The organism is Halorubrum distributum JCM 13561, assembly GCF_000337395.1.
In the GTDB taxonomy this organism is placed as follows: Archaea; Halobacteriota; Halobacteria; order Halobacteriales; family Haloferacaceae; genus Halorubrum; species Halorubrum distributum.
In genome coordinates this window covers 75280-90934 of sequence record NZ_AOJF01000031.1, presented here as the reverse complement: position 1 = coordinate 90934, position 15655 = coordinate 75280, and the positions used below count along the sequence as shown (strand labels likewise).

Below are 15655 nucleotides of genomic sequence, written 5' to 3'. Positions count from 1 at the left end.
AACTGCCGTCCCGGCCTCACCGCTTGCCGAGCGCTTCCTCGAAGACGCGCTGCGCCCGTTCGTACCCCTCGTTCCGGTCGACGATCGGGTGCGGGTACTCTGGCGCCAGCGCCTCGCGCTCCCCCCGCGAGAGGGTCGGCCAGTCGACGACCCTCTCCGCCGGCACGTCCGCCAGCTCCGGAACGTACGCCTTCACGAAGCGCGCGTCCGCGTCGTACTTGCTCATCTGGCTCACCGGGTCGAAGATCCGCACGTCGACGGAGTCGGTTCCTGTCGAGGCCGTCCACTGCCACGCGCCGTGGTTCGAGGCGTAGTCGTGGTCGATCAGCTGCTTCGTGAAGTAGCGCGCGCCGCGCCGCCAGTCGATCAGGAGGTGTTTCGTGAGGAAGCTCGCGACGACCTGCCGCGGGCGGTTGTGGATATATCCCTCCTCGTTCAGCTGTCGCATCCCGGCGTCGACGAGCGGGTAGCCGGTCTCGCCGCGCGTCCACGCCTCGAACGCGTCGTCGTCGTCGCGCCAGGCGATCTCGTTCGGGAACGACTTGTAGTTCGAGACGGCCAGCTCCGGGTTGTAGTACAGCAGGTGGTACATCTGCTCGCGCCACGACAGCTCGTAGCGGTACTTGTCGACGTTGCGGCGCTCGGAGCCGGTCGCGGCGTCGTACGCGTCGCCCGCGTCCGCCCACAGCTCCCGGATCCCGATCGCTCCCGTTGCGAGGTACGGGGACATCCGCGAGACCGCGTGCGTCGGCGCCTCCACCGCCCGCGCGAGGTCGTCGCGGGTGTCGTTGTAGGACCGAATTCCGCCTTCGAGGAACTCGTCGAACCGCTCGCGCGCGGCGTCGTACCCCGCGTCCGGGAGGTCGATGTCGGCGTCGGGCTCGGGGACCGTCTTCCCGTCGCGCACGTCGGCCAGCGCGTCCCGACCGGGCTCCGCGTACGGCCCGCGCTTCGGAACGGCGTCCCAGTCGTCGTGAAACTGGCTGTGGTTCGGGTAGCGCTCGTCCAACCGCCCGGGATCGACCAAGACGAGGTCGGTCCGCGACTCCGTCTCGACGCCCGCGCCGGCGAGCGCGTCCTCGACGGCCCGCCCCCGGTTACGGCGCGCCGGTCGGTAGTGGTCGTCGTAGTACACCGCCTCGGCGTCGTACTCGTCGGCGAGGTCGACGAGGACCTCGTCCGGGTCGCCGGCGCGGACGACCAGGTCGCTCCCGAGTTCGCGGTACCGCGCCTCCAGCCGCTTGATGTGTCGGAGGAAGAACGCGCGTTGACGCGCGCCGATCGTCGCGAGCAGGTCGGAATCGTAGACGAACGTCGGAACGACTTCGCCCTTCCGGGCCGCGGCCGCGAGGCCGGCGTTGTCCCGCGTCCGCGCGTCGCCTCGGTGCCAGAACAGGCGCATACGATCGCCTGGGGCGCGAGCGGATAGTGTCTGTCGCCGGGTCGTCTCGCCCGCCGCCCGCCATTCCGCCAGTACGTTCAAGACGCTCCGTCTCGAATCCTGACCCGTATGACACGACGCGATCCCTTCGACGAGATCGAAGACCTGCTCGAACGGATGGGCCGCGAGTTCGAGGAGCTCGGCGGCACGCTGGAGGGGACCGGTCCCGAGGTCCCGCGGTTCCCCGGCGCCCGCGACGTCGACGTCGACGTGATCGAGGACGACGAGGCGGTCACCGTCGTCGCCGACCTCCCCGGGTTCGACGCCGACGACGTCGACGTCGAGTTCCGCGACGACGCGCTCGTCATCACCGGATCCCGCGAGGAGGCGACCGAGTTCGACGTCGCCGGCGCGGACGCGGGCGACGACGACGGCGGTGAGGCCGACGCGGACGCCGCGGACGACGCCGGCGACGGCGCACACGAGGTCGACGACGAGGTCCGCTACCACCGACGCGAACGCCGCCTCCGGTCGGTCTCCCGCCGGATCCCGATCCCGGAACCGGTCGAGGCGGACGCGGCGACGGCCTCGTTCGACGCCGGCGTGCTCACCGTCACGCTCCCCAAGCGCTCGCCCGACGACGACCGCGGGCACACGATCGACGTCAGCTGAGCCTCGGACGCGTCGCTCGGGATCGCCATTTTCCGCCGCGACCGCGAGATAGCACGCGTCACTCGCTGTTTAATACCTCACGGCGCCTTCCTGTTGGTATGAACACGACGAATCCCTTCGACGAGATCGAGCAGTTCCTCGGCCGCACTCCCTTCGCGGGCGACCGAGCCTGGGGCCGTGACCTCCGGACCGCCGACATCGACGTGGCCGAGTACGACGACGAGCTCGTCGTGATGGCCGACCTCCCGGGGTTCGACCGCGACGAGATCGACGTTCGCGCCCGCGACGACCGGCTCACCATCGCCGCCGAGCGCGACGCGGAACGCGAGGACACGGGCCGACGATACCTCCGACGCGAGCGCCGCCACGAGTCCGTCACCCGGACCGTCGACCTCCCGCGGACCGCCCGTCACGAGGACGCCACCGCGTCGTACCGACACGGCGTGCTCACCGTCACGCTCCCGCTCGACGCCGTCGACCCCGACGAGGGGCACCGGATCGACGTGAACTGAGCGGGTCGACGCACCCGGGGTCGAACCGCGCGCCCGATTTTTCGCGCACTCGATTTTTCCGGCCGATGCTTTCTCCACACTCCCCGTGCTAACTACCCGCATGAACGACGCCGACCCCGCGGCCGCCAGGCGCGAACTGGTGAGCGCGCTCCGCGACCACCTCGACGCGAGCGAGCGGACGCTGTCGGCGATCGGCGCGGTCCCGCGCCACGAGTTCGTCCCGGAGCCGCAGCGCGCGTCGGCGTACGCCGACCGGCCGCTCCCGATCGGCCACGACCAGACGGTCAGCGCGCCGCACATGGTCGTACTGATGACCGACCTGCTCGACGTCGAGCGCGGCGACCGCGTCTTCGAGGTGGGGACCGGCTGCGGCTACCACGCCGCCGTCGTCGCCGAGATCGTCGGTCCGGGGAACGTCTTCTCGGCCGAGCGCGTCCCGGAACTGGCCGCCGCCGCCCGCGAGCGCCTCGACCGCCTCGGCTACGACGTGACCGTCGCGGCCGCCGACGGCCGCGAGGCGTTCGCCGACGAAGCGCCGTTCGACGCCGCCTACCTCACCTGCGCGGCGCCCGAGTCCGTCCCGGACGCGATCGTCGACCGCGTCCGGACTGGCGGCCGCGTCGTCGCCCCCGTCCGTCAGGGCGGTCGCCAACGGCTCGTCCGACTCACGGTCCGCGAAGACGGGATCGACCGCGAGGACCACGGCGGCGTGCGATTCGTCCCGATGCGGTAGTCGGCCCGCCGAACGCACGGTTTTAGAGGACCGAGCCCCGAGAGCGGTCATGGACGACGCGTCGCTCAGGGCGGACATGATCGAGGGGCTCGAACACCAGATCGGCGAGCCGATCGAGCCGCCCGTGCTGACCGCCCTCCAGCGCGTCCCGCGCGACCCCTTCGTCGACGACTCGCCCCGCGACGGCGTCGACGGCGACGACCCGCACTCGCTCTCCCTCCCGACGCTGGTCCGCCTGATCACCGCCCTCGACGCCGAGGAGGGCGACTCGGTGCTCGTCGTCGGCGCGGGGGTGGGCTACTCGGTCGCGATGCTCGCGGAGATAGCCGGCGCGCGCCGCGTCCACGCGGTCGACATCGACCGGTCCGCCGTCCACGCCGCGCGGTCGAACCTCGACGCGGCCGGCTACGGCGCGGTCCTCGTCGACCGCGCGGACGGCGCCGACGGGCTCCCCGCGTACGCGCCCTACGACCGGATCCTCCTCGAAACCGCCGTCGTCGAGCCGCCGCGTTCCCTCCGCGAACAGCTGGCGTCCGGCGGTCGTATCGTCTACCCGCGCGGCGCTGGGGTCCAGACGGTCGCGGCGATCGAGCCGTCGCCCGCCGCCGACTCCGCTCCGGACGAGGACCCGGCGCCGGCGGGGTTCGAGACGGTCGAGACGCACGGGCCGGCGCGGCTCCAGCCGATGCTCGTCGACGGCGAGCAGCCCGGGGCGGAACGGAACCGGACCCGACGCGAGGACGCCGAGCGCGCCGAACGCGGGCGTCAGCGTCGGCACGGCTGGGAACAGGACTGGATCGACTGGGACGAGCGGCTCTGAAAGGCCCTCTCGCTCGCGTCGCTCGCGGCGTCACTCCTCGACGACGAGCACCTCGGTGTTCCCCCGCTCGTCGACGTAGTCGCCCTCCGCCGGCGGCTTGATGTCGATCGTGAGCGTCCCGTCGGCCTGATTGGGTCCGAGTTCGGGGTCGACGTCGACCGTCGCGACCCCCTCTCCGTTCGTCTTCGCGGTGACGACGCCGTCGATCCGCGCGGAGCCGCCGCGGACGATGACCGTCGCGTCCGCGACGCGGGAGCCGTCGGGGTCGACGACCGCGACGTCGATTGACTGATCGCCGGGCGTGGTCACCTCCGGCTGCGGCTGCGCGTCGAGCTCGGTCGCGGCCAGCCCGTCGATGTCGCCGATCATTCCCATCATCACGCTGAGGCTGGCGACGCCGACGACGAGCGCGATGACGAGTCGGACCGGAAGCCCCTCGATCGCACGGGTGTCGGTGCTGAACGTCCGGCGGTTCGCGGTGCGCGAGTCGTGTGTTCGATCGGACATACGGCCCGCTGGCCGCGGCATCGCTTATAAAGAGTCGGACGAAGCCGGACGGGGGGCGACCGACGTTCGCGGGGGCGTTCGCGGCCGCGAGACTCGCCCGACCGTTTTTATCCGATGCCGCGGCCACCCGACCGCGTGTACGTGCTCGGCCGCGACAAAGCGGAGTTCGACCGCGACGACGGAACCGGCCCCACGGGCGAGTCTCGCCGCGACGCCGAACCCGACACGGACGACGACCGCCCGCCTCACACCGCCCGAATCGGATCCTTCCTCGCTCGCGACGGGAGCGCCGGCGCGGCGGTCGGCGTCGACCTCGACCGGCCGCACGCGGGGGTCGTGTTCGGGAAACGCGGGACCGGGAAGTCGTACACGCTCGGCGTCCTCGCGGAGGAAATAGCCGACGCCGACGGCGTCGCACCGGTCATCGTCGACCCGATGGGCGTCTTCGGCGGCCTCGAGGCGGCCGGCGGCCGCGTCGTCGACCCCGCGGTCCGCCCCGCCTCCATACCGCCCTCGACGTGGCCGGACCTGCTCGGACTCGACCCGGCGAGCGGCCCCGGGAGCCTCGTCTGGCGCGTCGTCGCGGACGCGGTCGACGGCGGCTCTTCGCCCTCGCTCGCGACGCTCCGCGAGGCGGTCGACGCCGCCGACGCTCCGGCCGAGACGCGGCGCGCCGCGGCGAACCACCTCCGGCTGGCCGACTCGTGGGGCGTCTTCGACGCCGACGCACCGCCGGTCGCGTCCCTCGCGGCCGACGGCGACCCCTCCGTCCTCGACCTCGCCGGCGTCCCGGACGCCGCCGCATCGGCAGTCGTCCGCGCCGTCGCTCGCGGCCTCTACGACGCACGGGTCGCTGGCAGTCTTCCGCGGCTCCCGTGGCTCCTCGTCGACGAGGCGCACGCCTTCTTCGGCGGGGTCGCGGGCCCGGCCCTCCGGACGCTCCTCACCCGGGGGCGCGCGCCCGGCGCCTCGCTGGTCTGTGCGACCCAACGGCCGGCCGCGCTCCCGAGCGTCGCCGTCTCCCAGTCCGACCTCCTCGTCTCTCACCGCCTGACGGCCGCGCGCGACGTCGACCGCTTGGCCGAAGCCGAGGCGACGTACCTCGCGGGCGACCTCGCCGCACGGTTGCCCGAGGGCGTCGGCGAGGCGCTCGTAGTCGACGACGCCACCGAGACGGCCCACACGGTCCGGATCAGAGAGCGGCGAACGCCGCACGGAGGGGAGAGTCCGCGCGCGAGCCGGCTGTCGGACTCGGAGCGCCAGTAACGCGGTCCAGAACGCACAAGCCGTCTCGGACTCTCCCGGGCGCATGGAACGGACGCCGTACGGCTTCCTGCTCGTCGCGCTTGGCGGGTTCCTCGGCGCGGTCGCCAGACACGCGGTCGACGTCGGGGTCGGTCGGGCCCTCGCCGCGAGCGCCGCCGGAGCCGGTCCCGCGGTCCTCGGCGGCCCCCCGACCGGCGCGGGGACGCTCGTCGCGAACGCCGCCGGGTCGTTCGCCCTCGGGCTCCTCTTGACCCGCGCCTCGAGCGACCGGCTCCGCCTGTTCGTCGGCACCGGCGCGCTCTCGTCGTTCACGACGTACAGCACGTTCGTCGCGGACGCGGTCGCGATCGGAACGCCCGCGGGCGTCTGGTACGTCGCCGTCAGCTACGCAACCGGATTCGCTGCGGCCGCGCTCGGACTCGCAATCGGAGGGCGGGACCGCCGATGACCGCCTCCCCGCTCCTCGCGACGGCGCTCGTCGGCGTCGGCGGCGCGCTCGGCGCCGTCTCCCGGCACGCGGTCGGGATCCGCGTCAAGGGACGCCGGTCGGTCCTCGTCGTCAACGCGCTCGGAAGCTTCGCCCTCGGCGCCGTCTCCGCCGCGCCGATCGGGTCGACGGCGGCGCTGCTCCTCGGCGTCGGCTTCTGCGGCGCGTTCACGACGTTCTCCTCGTTCGCCGTCGGGACCGTTCGGGCGGCGAGCGAGACGGGCGTCCGCGCCGCCGCGACCGTCGCGGCGTCGAACCTCGCGGCCGCGCTGGCCGCGTTCCTCCTCGGATCGCTCCTCGTCGCCGAGAGCGTCGGCTGACCGACGGTTCCCCTCCGCCCCGCCGACGCCGGCTCGGCAAGCGATAGGTACAGCATCCCTCGGCCCGTACCCGTGTCCGTGACCGATACCGACCGCTCCGTCGACGGCGAGTCGACAGATCCGGCCGACTCGGGACCGCTCTCCGACGACGTCGACCCCGAGGACGTCCCCGAATTCGGCGACCTCTCGATCCCCCAGCGCGCGTTCGTCGCCGCCGCGCAGAACCCCTCTCGCGGGCTGCTGGTCGTCGGCCTGTTCGCGTTCGCGCTCGCCTTCTACGCCGCGTTCTGGCTGTCGTTCCCCCGCGCTGCCGGGCTCCTCTCCGCGGTCGCGCTGATCGTCGCCGCCGTCGCCGCGCTCGTCTACTGGCTCCTCGACAGCGTCTCTCGCTGACCGCCGCTCACACGTCGCCGGCGGCTCGGCCCGGCGCCACGCGGCAACAACCTCTCGGCGGCTCCCTCACGGCCGTGGCTCGTAGAACTCCCGGAGCGGTCGGCCGAACGCGGGCGCGAGCGTCGCGACCGACTCCCCGACCAACACGTCGCGGTCGTCGAACGCCGGCTCCACCTGCGCGCCGAGCGCGACGTCGCTCGCGGCGTCGCTCTCCAGGTACTCCCGGACCGTGGCGAACTCCCGCTCCCGCTCGACGACGTACCGATCCCCGTCGATGAAGGGGCCGTACGTGTCCGGGTCGACGTCGTCCACGTACGACTCGTAGAAGCTCGCGGCGTGCTTCCGGACCGCGACCGGCGGCCCCTCGTGACGCTCGACGGTCGGCCGCTCGGTCACCTCCAGCTCGGCGTACAGCGCGGCCCGCGTCGGCTCGTCGGATACGTCGCGCTCGGCCGTCTCCTCGACGTCGCTCGCCACGGCGGCGTCCGCCGCTCCCGCCGCGTCCGTCATGGCCCGCGCTCGGAGGACGTCGAAGCCGTGGTCGTTCAGGCCGCCGACGATCCCGTCCAGCGATCGCCGGAGCTGCGGCCACAGCTGGTCGTCGACCACGTCGGGAGCGTCGAAGACGACCGCGACAGGGGTCGTCCCCCGGCGGTCGAGGTGAGCGCGGACCTCCTTCGAGTCGAGCGGCTCCGGCTCGTCCGGGTCGAAGAGCGCCTCGCTCGGCGCCGCGAGCAGCTCCCGCGCGTAGTGTTGGAACCGCGCGAGGTTCGCCGCCGACAGCACCGCCGCGACGTTCCGCGTCGGGTCCGTGGGGTCGACGACGACGAGGGGGTCCTCGAACGTGCGCTCGGCATGCCCCTCGGGGTCGAACTCCACCGGCGGGTGCCAGCTCCGCGCGGACTCCACGAGCGGGACGAACCCGCCGAGCTCCAACACGAGCAGCTCCGTGAGGTAGCCCGAAAACCCCTCCGTGCGGAGGTCGCTCCCGTACGCGCCGATCCCCTTCAGGAACGCCTTCGCCAGCACCACGTCCCCGGCGAGGTCGTCGTCGAGCCGCGCCGAGAGGTACGCGTCGTGGAACGGCGTCCGGTCGACGGCGGAGACCAGCTCGGCGGCCCGTTCCACGTCGTGACAGGGGACCAGGTCGACGTCGAACCCCTCGTAGCTCCCCTTCACGTACGGGTGCTCGGCGAACTCCTCGTGGCCGTCGGGGAGGACCGCGTGGCCGACGTCGAGGCCGTACTCCTCCAGTTCGGCGCGGTCGAGGTCCGCGTCGAACCGGACGAAGAGATCGATGTCGCGGTCGCCCGCGACCCACGTTCCGCGTGCGGTCGACCCGACCTGAACCACGTCGGCCTCGACGGGGAGGTCGGCGATCGCCTCGCGGGTCCGGTCGGTCAGCGTCGCGGCCGTCTCGCGCAGCCGCTCGCGCTCCTCTGGCTCCGGGAGGACCCGCTCGCGGACCCGCGACAGCACCGCCTCCAACTCGTCCATACCGAACGGTCTCGCGGTCCGGCCGAAAACGTGTCGGTCGGATCGGCCCCGGAGCGACGACTGTCTCTGTATCGTTTCGCATCCCTCGCGTCCCCCGGATCCCTCTCCGTCGGGCGGAAACGAAAGCCCTATCAAAACGACGCGAGTACCCGGAAGTGAGCCGAAGTAGCTCAGTTGGTAGAGCGCCTCGCTGTTAACGAGGCGGTCCCAGGTTCGAGTCCTGGCTTCGGCGCCTCCATTTCGTTTCGAGGTGTCTCCCGGTTAGCAGCGAACGTATTTTTGTCGTAACTCCTTCCTCTCCGATATGCCGGATCGGAGCGATCGATTCGAATCACTCGAGGAGCCACACAAACGTGGTCAGGCGGCGGAAGCGATCGTGAAATCGGAGTTCGTGAGCCGTGGAATACCCGTTCTGACTCCCACATACGACAACGAACCGTACGACATCGTCGTCGAGGTGGATGACTCGTTCCATCGAGTCCAAGTCAAGACGGCGTTCGAAGCGACGACTAGCGGCGCGGTGCGGTTCCGGACGCGGAGCACTCGGACGAAGAGTTCGGGGTACGAGCGAGAGGGATACGAGGGCGCAGTCGACTTCTTCGCCGTTTACGCTCCCGCGTGCGACGAAACGTATCTCGTTCCAATCGAAGAGACTGGTAAAACGCAGATGACAATTCGTCACGTACCCTCGAAAAATGGCAACGTCGAAAACACCAATTGGCACGAAGACTTCCTGATCGACGGGGTACTGTCCTCGCTCTGTTCCGACCCGACAACATAAAGAGGAATCGAGAGAGACGAACTGATACGAGCGGGCCCTTAGCTTAGTCCGGTTAAAGCGACTCGCTCATAACGAGTCGATCGCCGGTTCGAATCCGGCAGGGCCCACTCTCTGTCCTCGTTTTACACGACCCGCAAACGCGGCACGCCGGCGACTACTCCAACAGCTCCACCAGTTCGTTCACGTCCTCGACGACCGCGTCGGCCCCGTTCTCGGCGAACTTCTCGCGGCCGGCCTCGCCGGTGAGCCCGCCGGTGAGGACGCCGACACCGTAGTAGACCCGCGTCTCGTCGGCCTCGTCGGCGTTGCGCGCGGTCCGCACGTCGTCGAGGGTGTCGCCCGCGAACGCGACGCGCTCGACGTCGAACCGCTCGGCGAGCTCGACGAGCGCTCTGGGGTGCGGTTTCCCCTCCTCCCAGTCGTCCATCGTGAACCGGCGGTCCTCGGGCACGTCGAGGCCGACACGCTCCAGGGCGATGTCGGCCTCCGCGGCCGGCCGGCCGGTGAGGACGCCCACGTCGAACCGCGCGGTGAGGTCGGCGATCGTCTCGGGGTCGACGAGCGTCGGCTCGTCGTGGATGTAGCCGTCCGCCTCGATCGGCGGCTCGCCCCCCTCCAGCTCGCGGTACAGCTCCGCGCCGAGGTACAGCGCCTGGAACGTCTCGCGGAGCGCGTCCCGGTCCCACTGGTCGCGGACGCGGGCCTGCGCGACCCGCGGGAGGTCGCCGACGACCTCCTTGGCGGCGTCGAGGCCGCCGCCGAGCTCGCGGACGCGGTCGGTGAACTCGTCGACGTCCATTCGGAGCCCCTCGCGGCGGGCCAACACGAACAGCGCGGCCGCGTCCGTCAGCTCCCAGTCGTTGTTGAACCCGCCGGCGTCTTTGAACGCCTGGACCGCGTCGCGGTCGATCGGCTTGCCGCAGACGCGGTCGACCGATTCGAGGATCGCCCGACGGTAAGAGTCCGCCACGTCGACCAACACCCCGTCGATGTCGAGGACCACTGCGTCGACCTGCATACCGCTACCCCGGCTGGCGGCGGAATGAACGTTCGGGTTCGCGGTCGATATCGCGGGTTCGCTCCGTCATCGCGCCACGTACACGACCGTCCCCGATTCGGTCGCCCGCCGCCGGGCGTCGACGACCGGCTCCTCGAACCCGAGCGTGGTGAACAGGCAGGCGGCGTCGAGCCGCTCCGCCAGCGCGACGGTCGGCCGCTGGAGTTCGGCGGGGAGGTTCCGCGCGTACACGGCGTCGAACCCGCTCTCGGACGCACTGGGGCCGAGCGCGTTCCGTATCGCCCGCTCGTCGTCGGTCGCCAGCGCCGTCACGTCCGCCGTTACGGCGCGGAGCGATCCCTCGCCCGCCGCCTCGGGCGACTTGGCCGCGTCCCGCGCCGCCGCGTCTCGCGCCGCCTCGCTCATCTCGACGTCGATCGCGACGACCTCGCGACCGCGCTCGGCGAGCGCGCGCGCGACGTCCGGGCGCCGCCCGACACCGATCTCGATCAGTCGTGCGTACGGGTCGAGCGCGGCGACGAGTGCCCGTTCCGACGGCGGTGGTTGGCCCACGGCGCGGCCTTTATGACCGCGGCGGTCAAAAGCGGTTCCATGCTCGTGGACATCGTCCCGGTCGGGGAGGTCACCCCCCGAGTGAAACGGGAGGCCTCCGGTGCGCTGCGTTCCGTATACGACTGCGACGTGACGGTCCACGACGATCAGGCGATCCCCGACTCCGCGTTCGATAGCGACAGGGGGCAGTACCGCGCCGAGGACCTCATCGAGACGGTCACCCGGGTCGGCGGCGGCGAGAAGAACATCGGAATCACGCCCGAGGACCTCTACTACCGCCGCCGGAACTACGTGTTCGGCCTCGCGTACCTCAACGGCAGCGGCTCCGTCATCTCCACGCACCGCCTCCGCACCTCCTCGGACGGCGGCGTCTCCACCAAGCCCGCGGTCGACGTGTTCGGCGACCGCGTCCGCAAGGAGGTCGTCCACGAGATCGGTCACACGCTCGGCCTGGAACACTGCGACAACAGCAAGTGCGTCATGTCGTTCTCCCCCACCGTGCGCGAGGTCGACGTGAAAGAGGAGAATCTCTGTGGCACCTGTTCTCGGATCGTTCGCTGACGGATCGCGCTCTCAGGTCGGGCCTTTTCCCTCGCCGGTAGACGTAAAGTCCGCCCCGCACAAGGGACGCGTATGGCCGCAAAGCCGGAATACCGCGACCGGCCGGACGTCGAGGTCGCGCTGCTCGACGCGCTCGTCGACCGCGGCGACGAGGGGATGACCGTCCTCGAACTGCGCGCGGCCGTCGACGCCGACATCGACGCCGTCGAGGAGGCGCTCTCGGCGCTGAAGGAGGACTCGCTGATCACCGTGGAGTCCGAGGAGCGCGTCCGGGTGTACGCCCACGACAAGGTCGTCCCGGACCCCGAGGCGCCGGACGACGACCCCACGGAGAGCCTCGTCGACGCGATCCGCGACCGCCTCGGACTGTAGCCGCCGGAGACGGCGGCCTTTTGCCCCTCGATCGCGTCCCTCCGACCATGACGCTCGTCTCCGGGACCCACGACGCGCACGGCGCCGTGTACCGCGACCGCGGCGGCCGCGAGGTCGTCGACCATTACGGGAAGCCCGTCCGCGTCGGCAAGGCGGTCCGCAACATCGCCGGCGTGATCGAGATGGGGTACGGCGTCCTCGCCGTCAGGGGCGACGACCGCGTCGAATTCGTCGACAACGCCGTCTCCAATCGCGTCCCGACCGAGGACGGCGAGGGGACGTACGCCCTTCTGCTCGACCCGCAGGGCGGGATCGAGACGGACATGTACGTGTACAACGCCGACGAGCGGCTGCTCGTCTTCCTCCCCCCGGAACGGGTCGAGTCCGTCGCCGCCGACTGGGCGGAGAACGTGTTCATCCAGGACGTCGAGATCGACGACGTCTCCGACGAGTTCGGCGTGTTCGGCGTCCACGGCCCCAAATCGACGGAGAAGGTCGCCTCCGTCCTCGGCGGTCCGGGCGCGCCCGAGGGGCCGCTATCCTTCGTCCGCGGGTCGATGGTCGACGCCGGCGTCACCGTGATCGCGACGGACGCGCCGCTCGGCGAGGAGGGGTACGAGATCGTCTGCGCCGCCGCCGACGCGGGCGACGTGTTCGACACCCTGATCAACCGCGGGCTCAACGCCGCGCCGTTCGGCTACCGCACGTGGGACGCGCTCGCGACAGAGGCCGGGACGCCCCTCTTCGAGTACGAGCTGGCGGGGACTGTCCCCAACGTCCTCGGCCTCCGGAACGCGCTCGACTTCGAGAAGGGGTGTTACGTGGGTCAGGAGGTCGTCTCGCGCGTGGAGAACCAGGGCCGACCGAGCCGCCGGCTCGTCGGCCTCGAACTCGACGGCGTCGCCCAGGCGGTCGCCGGCGTCGACGCGAACGCGGACCCGCAGGGGGTAGACAATGCGCTCCCCGCGGCCGGGGCGGCCGTCTTCGACGGCGACGAGGCGATCGGCGAGGTCACCCGCGCGGCGGTCGGCCCCGCGACCGAGGTCCCGATCGCGCTCGCGCTCGTCGCGTTCGACGCCGACCGCGGCGCGGTCACCGTCCGCGTCGACGGCGAGGCGGTCCCGGCCACCGTCGTCGACCTCCCGTTCGTGGACGGAAGCGCGCGGTCCGCGCGGCTGCCGACGTACCCGGAGCTGCGGGTCTGAGGCGCGTTGCGGAACCTTCGGTACCGATCGGGGGCCTCCTTCACACGACGATGTCGACCGCCGAGTAGACGACGAACCCGAGCGTGAACGCGCCGACGAGCGACCCGATCCACGCGAGCACCGTGTACCCCATCTTCTTCCGGCTCACGCCAGCGTCGCCGGCGGCGTAGCCCGCGCCGACGATCGCCGAGACGATGATCTCGTTGAACGAGACCGGGATCCCGAACGCGACGGCGGTCTGCGCGATCGCGAACGACGGGATGAGCGCGGAGATCGACCGCCGCGGCCCCATCGAGGCGTAGTCCTGCGAGATCGCCTTGATCATCCGCGGCGCGCCCGTCCACGACCCGGCCAGTAGCCCGACGCCGCCGCCGACGAGCAGCGCCCACAGCGGGACGCCGACCTCGCTGAAGATCGGGACGAGCGGACCGATCGCGAGCCCCACCTGCGACCCGCCGGCCGAGAACGCGACGAGCCCGCCCATCGCGAGGAGGAACCGCCGCTGGGCGCCCTCGCGGTCGCGGCCGAGGTCGGCGTACACGGCGACCGCGACCACGGCGGCGATCGCGAGGCTCACCGCGGGCGGCCCCGCGCCGCCGATCCCGAGTCCCGACCCGAGGACGCTCGCGACCGAGGCCTGCTCCCCGGCGGGACCGAGCAGCGCGAACCCGACGTTCGCGAGGATCGCCCCCACCAGTCCGGCGAGGACCGCCGTGAGCGGTCGCTCGGGAAGCGACTCGCCGATCAGCAGCCGGGCGACGCCGTAGGCGACGCCGCCGCCGACGAACGGGGTGAGCACCCACAGCGTCCCGATCTCGGCGTACTTCGGCCACGCGGGGTCGCCGCCAAGCGCGAGGCCGACGCCGACGACCGCCCCGGTGACGGTGAACGCCGTCGCGATCGGGTACCCCGCGAAGACGCCGATCGCGACCAGCGCGGCGGCCGTGACGAGCGCGACGATGGCCGCCGCGGCCGTGAGCGTCACGCCGCCGATCAGCTCGGTGCCGACCGCCTCGGTCACGTTCGCGCCCTGGAGGATCGCGCCGAGCAGCCCGAGGACGCCGACGATCAGGCCCGCGCGCATCACGGAGATAGCGTTCGCGCCGACCGCGGGCGCGAACGGGGTCGACCCGGAGGAGCCGGCGCCGATCGACCACGCCATGAAGAGGCTGGCGGCGGCCGCGACGAGCAGCGTCGCGGCGGTGACGACGACCATCAGTTCCGCCCGTCGTTGTACCCCTCGTTCAGCCCGGCCACCGTGCGCCGGACGAGGAGGAACCCGAAGAAGAACAGCCCGAGAAGACCCACCAATAAGAGTACGAACAGCGGTTGGACCGGGAGCATACGCTCGAATCCGTCGGCACGCGGTTATAACTTTCGAGCCGACCGGTCGCGCGACCGCGCCGTCCCGCCGCCCGCCGGCGATCGGATCGGTGACTAAAACGCGCCTTTGTCTCTCAGCCACGTATATGTCGATACCCGCACTACGTGTAATCGCGACCCCCGCTTCGGCCCTCACGCCCCAACACGCCGGTCGACCCGCCGGCCGGTCGGACTCGCGGCCGCTCCCTCCCCTGCCCGGAACCCCTCCCCGGTCGCCCCGTCCGACCGCCGGCGCCCGCACCCGCGCCGATCCGGGTCCGCCACCGCGCACACGACGGTCGACCGGCCCGGCCGTACGCGGGGCGTCGCGATCGGTCCCCGCCGACGCAGCGGCGACCCGATCCGCCTGTTTCTCGCGCTTCCGTCTCCGATCCGAACTCCGCTCCATTACTCTGCGCCGCCCCCGTTACTCTGCGCCGCCCCCGTTACTCTGCGCCGCCCCGTTACTCTGCGCCGCCCCGTTACTCCGCGCCGCTCCGTTACTCTGCGCCGCCGCCCTCGATACGGAACTCCTCGAAGACCTTGCCGTCCGGCGTCACCAGTTTCCCGTCCAGCGCGCTTCCCCTCTCGTCCCCGACCGGCGTCAGCTCCGCGTGCGCCGGGCGGTTGCCGCGCGGCTGCGCGTGGCTGCCCGGGTTCAGTATCGGGAGCCCGCCCGAGTCGTCGAAGCGCGGGCGGTGGCTGTGGCCGCAGATCACGGCGTCCGCGTCGCGGCCGCGACCGAGCATGACGAGCCCCGTGTCGCCGCTCCGGTGGCGGTGCGTGACCGCGAACCGGACCCCGGCGTACTCGACGGTCCGCACCTCGGGGACCCGGTCGCGGATCGCCGCGTCGTCGTTGTTGCCGTAGACGGCGCGGAGGCTCGCGGCGGCCGACCGAAACGCGTCCAAGACGGGCTCGTGGTAGAAGTCGCCCGCGTGGATCACCAACTCCGCCTCGCGGACCGCCGCCGCGGTCCGCCCCTGAAGCTTCGACTCCTCGCGTGCGTGCGTGTCGGAGACGACGACGAGCATACCGACCGTCGGCGCCGCCCCGATTTAAAAAGCGCGCCTACTGCCGAGGCGCGTGCCTCCGAGCGGCCGACAGGGCGCGAGGAGCACGCGCGAGGGAGTCAGCCGGGCGGAGCGAAGCGGAGGCCGGCTGACGAGGCTGGGGAGGCGTGAGGTGTGGTTGCTGTGCGGGGCGGGACGCAAAG

19 protein-coding genes, 2 tRNA genes and 1 pseudogene are annotated in these 15655 nt (G+C 71.7%); 14 read left to right on the top strand and 8 right to left on the bottom strand.

Annotation, left to right across the window (positions count from 1 at the left end):
* Positions 1 to 16: 16 nt before the first annotated feature.
* A complete protein-coding gene (locus C470_RS06575) occupies positions 17 to 1402 on the bottom strand; it encodes a cryptochrome/photolyase family protein (protein WP_008366066.1) in 1386 nt (461 codons plus the stop codon).
* Positions 1403 to 1510: 108 nt separating this feature from the next.
* Here C470_RS06575 and C470_RS06570 point away from each other — a divergent pair, with 108 nt between their 5' ends.
* The 4 genes from C470_RS06570 (at position 1511) to C470_RS06555 (ending at position 4118) form a co-directional block, all read left to right on the top strand.
* On the top strand, positions 1511 to 2053 hold the full coding sequence (locus C470_RS06570) for an Hsp20/alpha crystallin family protein (RefSeq protein ID WP_008366064.1): 543 nt from the start codon (positions 1511 to 1513) through the stop codon (positions 2051 to 2053).
* A gap of 98 nt (positions 2054 to 2151) precedes the next feature.
* Positions 2152 to 2565, top strand: a complete 414-nt coding sequence (hsp14, locus tag C470_RS06565) for an archaeal heat shock protein Hsp14 (RefSeq protein ID WP_008366062.1) — start codon at positions 2152 to 2154, stop codon at positions 2563 to 2565.
* Positions 2566 to 2665: 100 nt separating this feature from the next.
* On the top strand, positions 2666 to 3298 hold the full coding sequence (locus C470_RS06560) for a protein-L-isoaspartate(D-aspartate) O-methyltransferase (RefSeq protein ID WP_007344952.1): 633 nt from the start codon (positions 2666 to 2668) through the stop codon (positions 3296 to 3298).
* Positions 3299 to 3347: 49 nt separating this feature from the next.
* Entirely contained in the window at positions 3348 to 4118 is a 771-nt protein-coding gene (locus C470_RS06555) for a protein-L-isoaspartate O-methyltransferase family protein (RefSeq protein ID WP_008366061.1), read from the top strand.
* Between the two features lie 30 nt (positions 4119 to 4148).
* Here C470_RS06555 and C470_RS06550 read toward each other — a convergent pair whose 3' ends face one another.
* Positions 4149 to 4625 carry a DUF7382 domain-containing protein gene (locus C470_RS06550; RefSeq protein ID WP_008366059.1) on the bottom strand — a complete coding sequence of 159 codons (477 nt, stop codon included), beginning with the start codon at positions 4623 to 4625 and terminating at the stop codon, positions 4149 to 4151.
* Between the two features lie 114 nt (positions 4626 to 4739).
* On the opposite strand from C470_RS06550, the gene C470_RS06545 reads away from it, so the two are divergent.
* The 4 genes from C470_RS06545 (at position 4740) to C470_RS06530 (ending at position 7091) form a co-directional block, all read left to right on the top strand.
* Complete coding sequence (locus C470_RS06545) at positions 4740 to 5891, top strand: ATP-binding protein (RefSeq protein ID WP_008366057.1); 1152 nt, start codon at positions 4740 to 4742, stop codon at positions 5889 to 5891.
* Between the two features lie 43 nt (positions 5892 to 5934).
* The gene (locus C470_RS06540) at positions 5935 to 6339 is read left to right on the top strand and encodes a fluoride efflux transporter FluC (RefSeq protein ID WP_008366055.1); all 405 of its coding nucleotides are present in this window, start codon (positions 5935 to 5937) and stop codon (positions 6337 to 6339) included.
* Positions 6336 to 6698, top strand: a complete 363-nt coding sequence (locus tag C470_RS06535) for a fluoride efflux transporter FluC (protein WP_008366053.1) — start codon at positions 6336 to 6338, stop codon at positions 6696 to 6698. Before C470_RS06540 ends, C470_RS06535 begins: the two co-directional genes overlap by 4 nt.
* A 78-nt stretch (positions 6699 to 6776) precedes the next feature.
* The gene (locus tag C470_RS06530; RefSeq protein WP_004598053.1) at positions 6777 to 7091 is read left to right on the top strand and encodes a hypothetical protein; all 315 of its coding nucleotides are present in this window, start codon (positions 6777 to 6779) and stop codon (positions 7089 to 7091) included.
* A 66-nt stretch (positions 7092 to 7157) separates the two neighbouring features.
* Here C470_RS06530 and cca read toward each other — a convergent pair whose 3' ends face one another.
* Positions 7158 to 8588 (bottom strand): CCA tRNA nucleotidyltransferase, encoded by a 1431-nt coding sequence (gene cca, locus C470_RS06525; RefSeq protein WP_008366051.1) that lies wholly within the window; start codon positions 8586 to 8588, stop codon positions 7158 to 7160.
* Positions 8589 to 8747: 159 nt separating this feature from the next.
* Here cca and C470_RS06520 point away from each other — a divergent pair.
* The 3 genes from C470_RS06520 to C470_RS06510 all read left to right on the top strand — a co-directional run bounded on the left by C470_RS06520 (position 8748) and on the right by C470_RS06510 (position 9476).
* A tRNA-Asn gene (locus C470_RS06520) sits at positions 8748 to 8820 on the top strand.
* A gap of 72 nt (positions 8821 to 8892) precedes the next feature.
* Positions 8893 to 9369, top strand: a complete 477-nt coding sequence (locus C470_RS06515; protein WP_049908612.1) for a group I intron-associated PD-(D/E)XK endonuclease — start codon at positions 8893 to 8895, stop codon at positions 9367 to 9369.
* A 32-nt stretch (positions 9370 to 9401) separates the two neighbouring features.
* Positions 9402 to 9476 (top strand) — tRNA-Ile (locus tag C470_RS06510).
* A gap of 47 nt (positions 9477 to 9523) precedes the next feature.
* Here the strand turns inward: C470_RS06510 and C470_RS06505 are convergent.
* On the bottom strand, positions 9524 to 10387 hold the full coding sequence (locus C470_RS06505) for a TIGR01548 family HAD-type hydrolase (protein ID WP_007994763.1): 864 nt from the start codon (positions 10385 to 10387) through the stop codon (positions 9524 to 9526).
* Between the two features lie 66 nt (positions 10388 to 10453).
* Positions 10454 to 10939: a UPF0146 family protein gene (locus C470_RS06500; RefSeq protein ID WP_007344946.1), complete on the bottom strand. Its 486-nt coding sequence runs from the start codon at positions 10937 to 10939 to the stop codon at positions 10454 to 10456.
* 39 nt (positions 10940 to 10978) lie between these two features.
* Here C470_RS06500 and C470_RS06495 point away from each other — a divergent pair, with 39 nt between their 5' ends.
* The 3 genes from C470_RS06495 to ygfZ all read left to right on the top strand — a co-directional run bounded on the left by C470_RS06495 (position 10979) and on the right by ygfZ (position 13077).
* Positions 10979 to 11500 (top strand): archaemetzincin family Zn-dependent metalloprotease, encoded by a 522-nt coding sequence (locus C470_RS06495; RefSeq protein ID WP_008366047.1) that lies wholly within the window; start codon positions 10979 to 10981, stop codon positions 11498 to 11500.
* A gap of 72 nt (positions 11501 to 11572) precedes the next feature.
* The gene (locus C470_RS06490; protein ID WP_004598041.1) at positions 11573 to 11872 is read left to right on the top strand and encodes a DUF6432 family protein; all 300 of its coding nucleotides are present in this window, start codon (positions 11573 to 11575) and stop codon (positions 11870 to 11872) included.
* Positions 11873 to 11919: 47 nt separating this feature from the next.
* Positions 11920 to 13077: a CAF17-like 4Fe-4S cluster assembly/insertion protein YgfZ gene (ygfZ, locus tag C470_RS06485; RefSeq protein ID WP_008366046.1), complete on the top strand. Its 1158-nt coding sequence runs from the start codon at positions 11920 to 11922 to the stop codon at positions 13075 to 13077.
* Between the two features lie 40 nt (positions 13078 to 13117).
* On the opposite strand, the gene C470_RS06480 is transcribed toward ygfZ, so the two are convergent.
* The 3 genes and pseudogenes from C470_RS06480 to C470_RS06475 all read right to left on the bottom strand — a co-directional run bounded on the left by C470_RS06480 (position 13118) and on the right by C470_RS06475 (position 15473).
* Positions 13118 to 14293, bottom strand: a complete 1176-nt coding sequence (locus C470_RS06480; RefSeq protein ID WP_004598037.1) for an inorganic phosphate transporter — start codon at positions 14291 to 14293, stop codon at positions 13118 to 13120.
* Positions 14293 to 14424: pseudogene (locus C470_RS16365) on the bottom strand (DUF7859 family protein); the annotation flags it as partial. The gene C470_RS06480 and the pseudogene C470_RS16365, both read right to left, overlap by 1 nt.
* A gap of 515 nt (positions 14425 to 14939) precedes the next feature.
* Positions 14940 to 15473: a metallophosphoesterase gene (locus tag C470_RS06475; RefSeq protein ID WP_004598034.1), complete on the bottom strand. Its 534-nt coding sequence runs from the start codon at positions 15471 to 15473 to the stop codon at positions 14940 to 14942.
* Positions 15474 to 15655 lie beyond the last annotated feature (182 nt).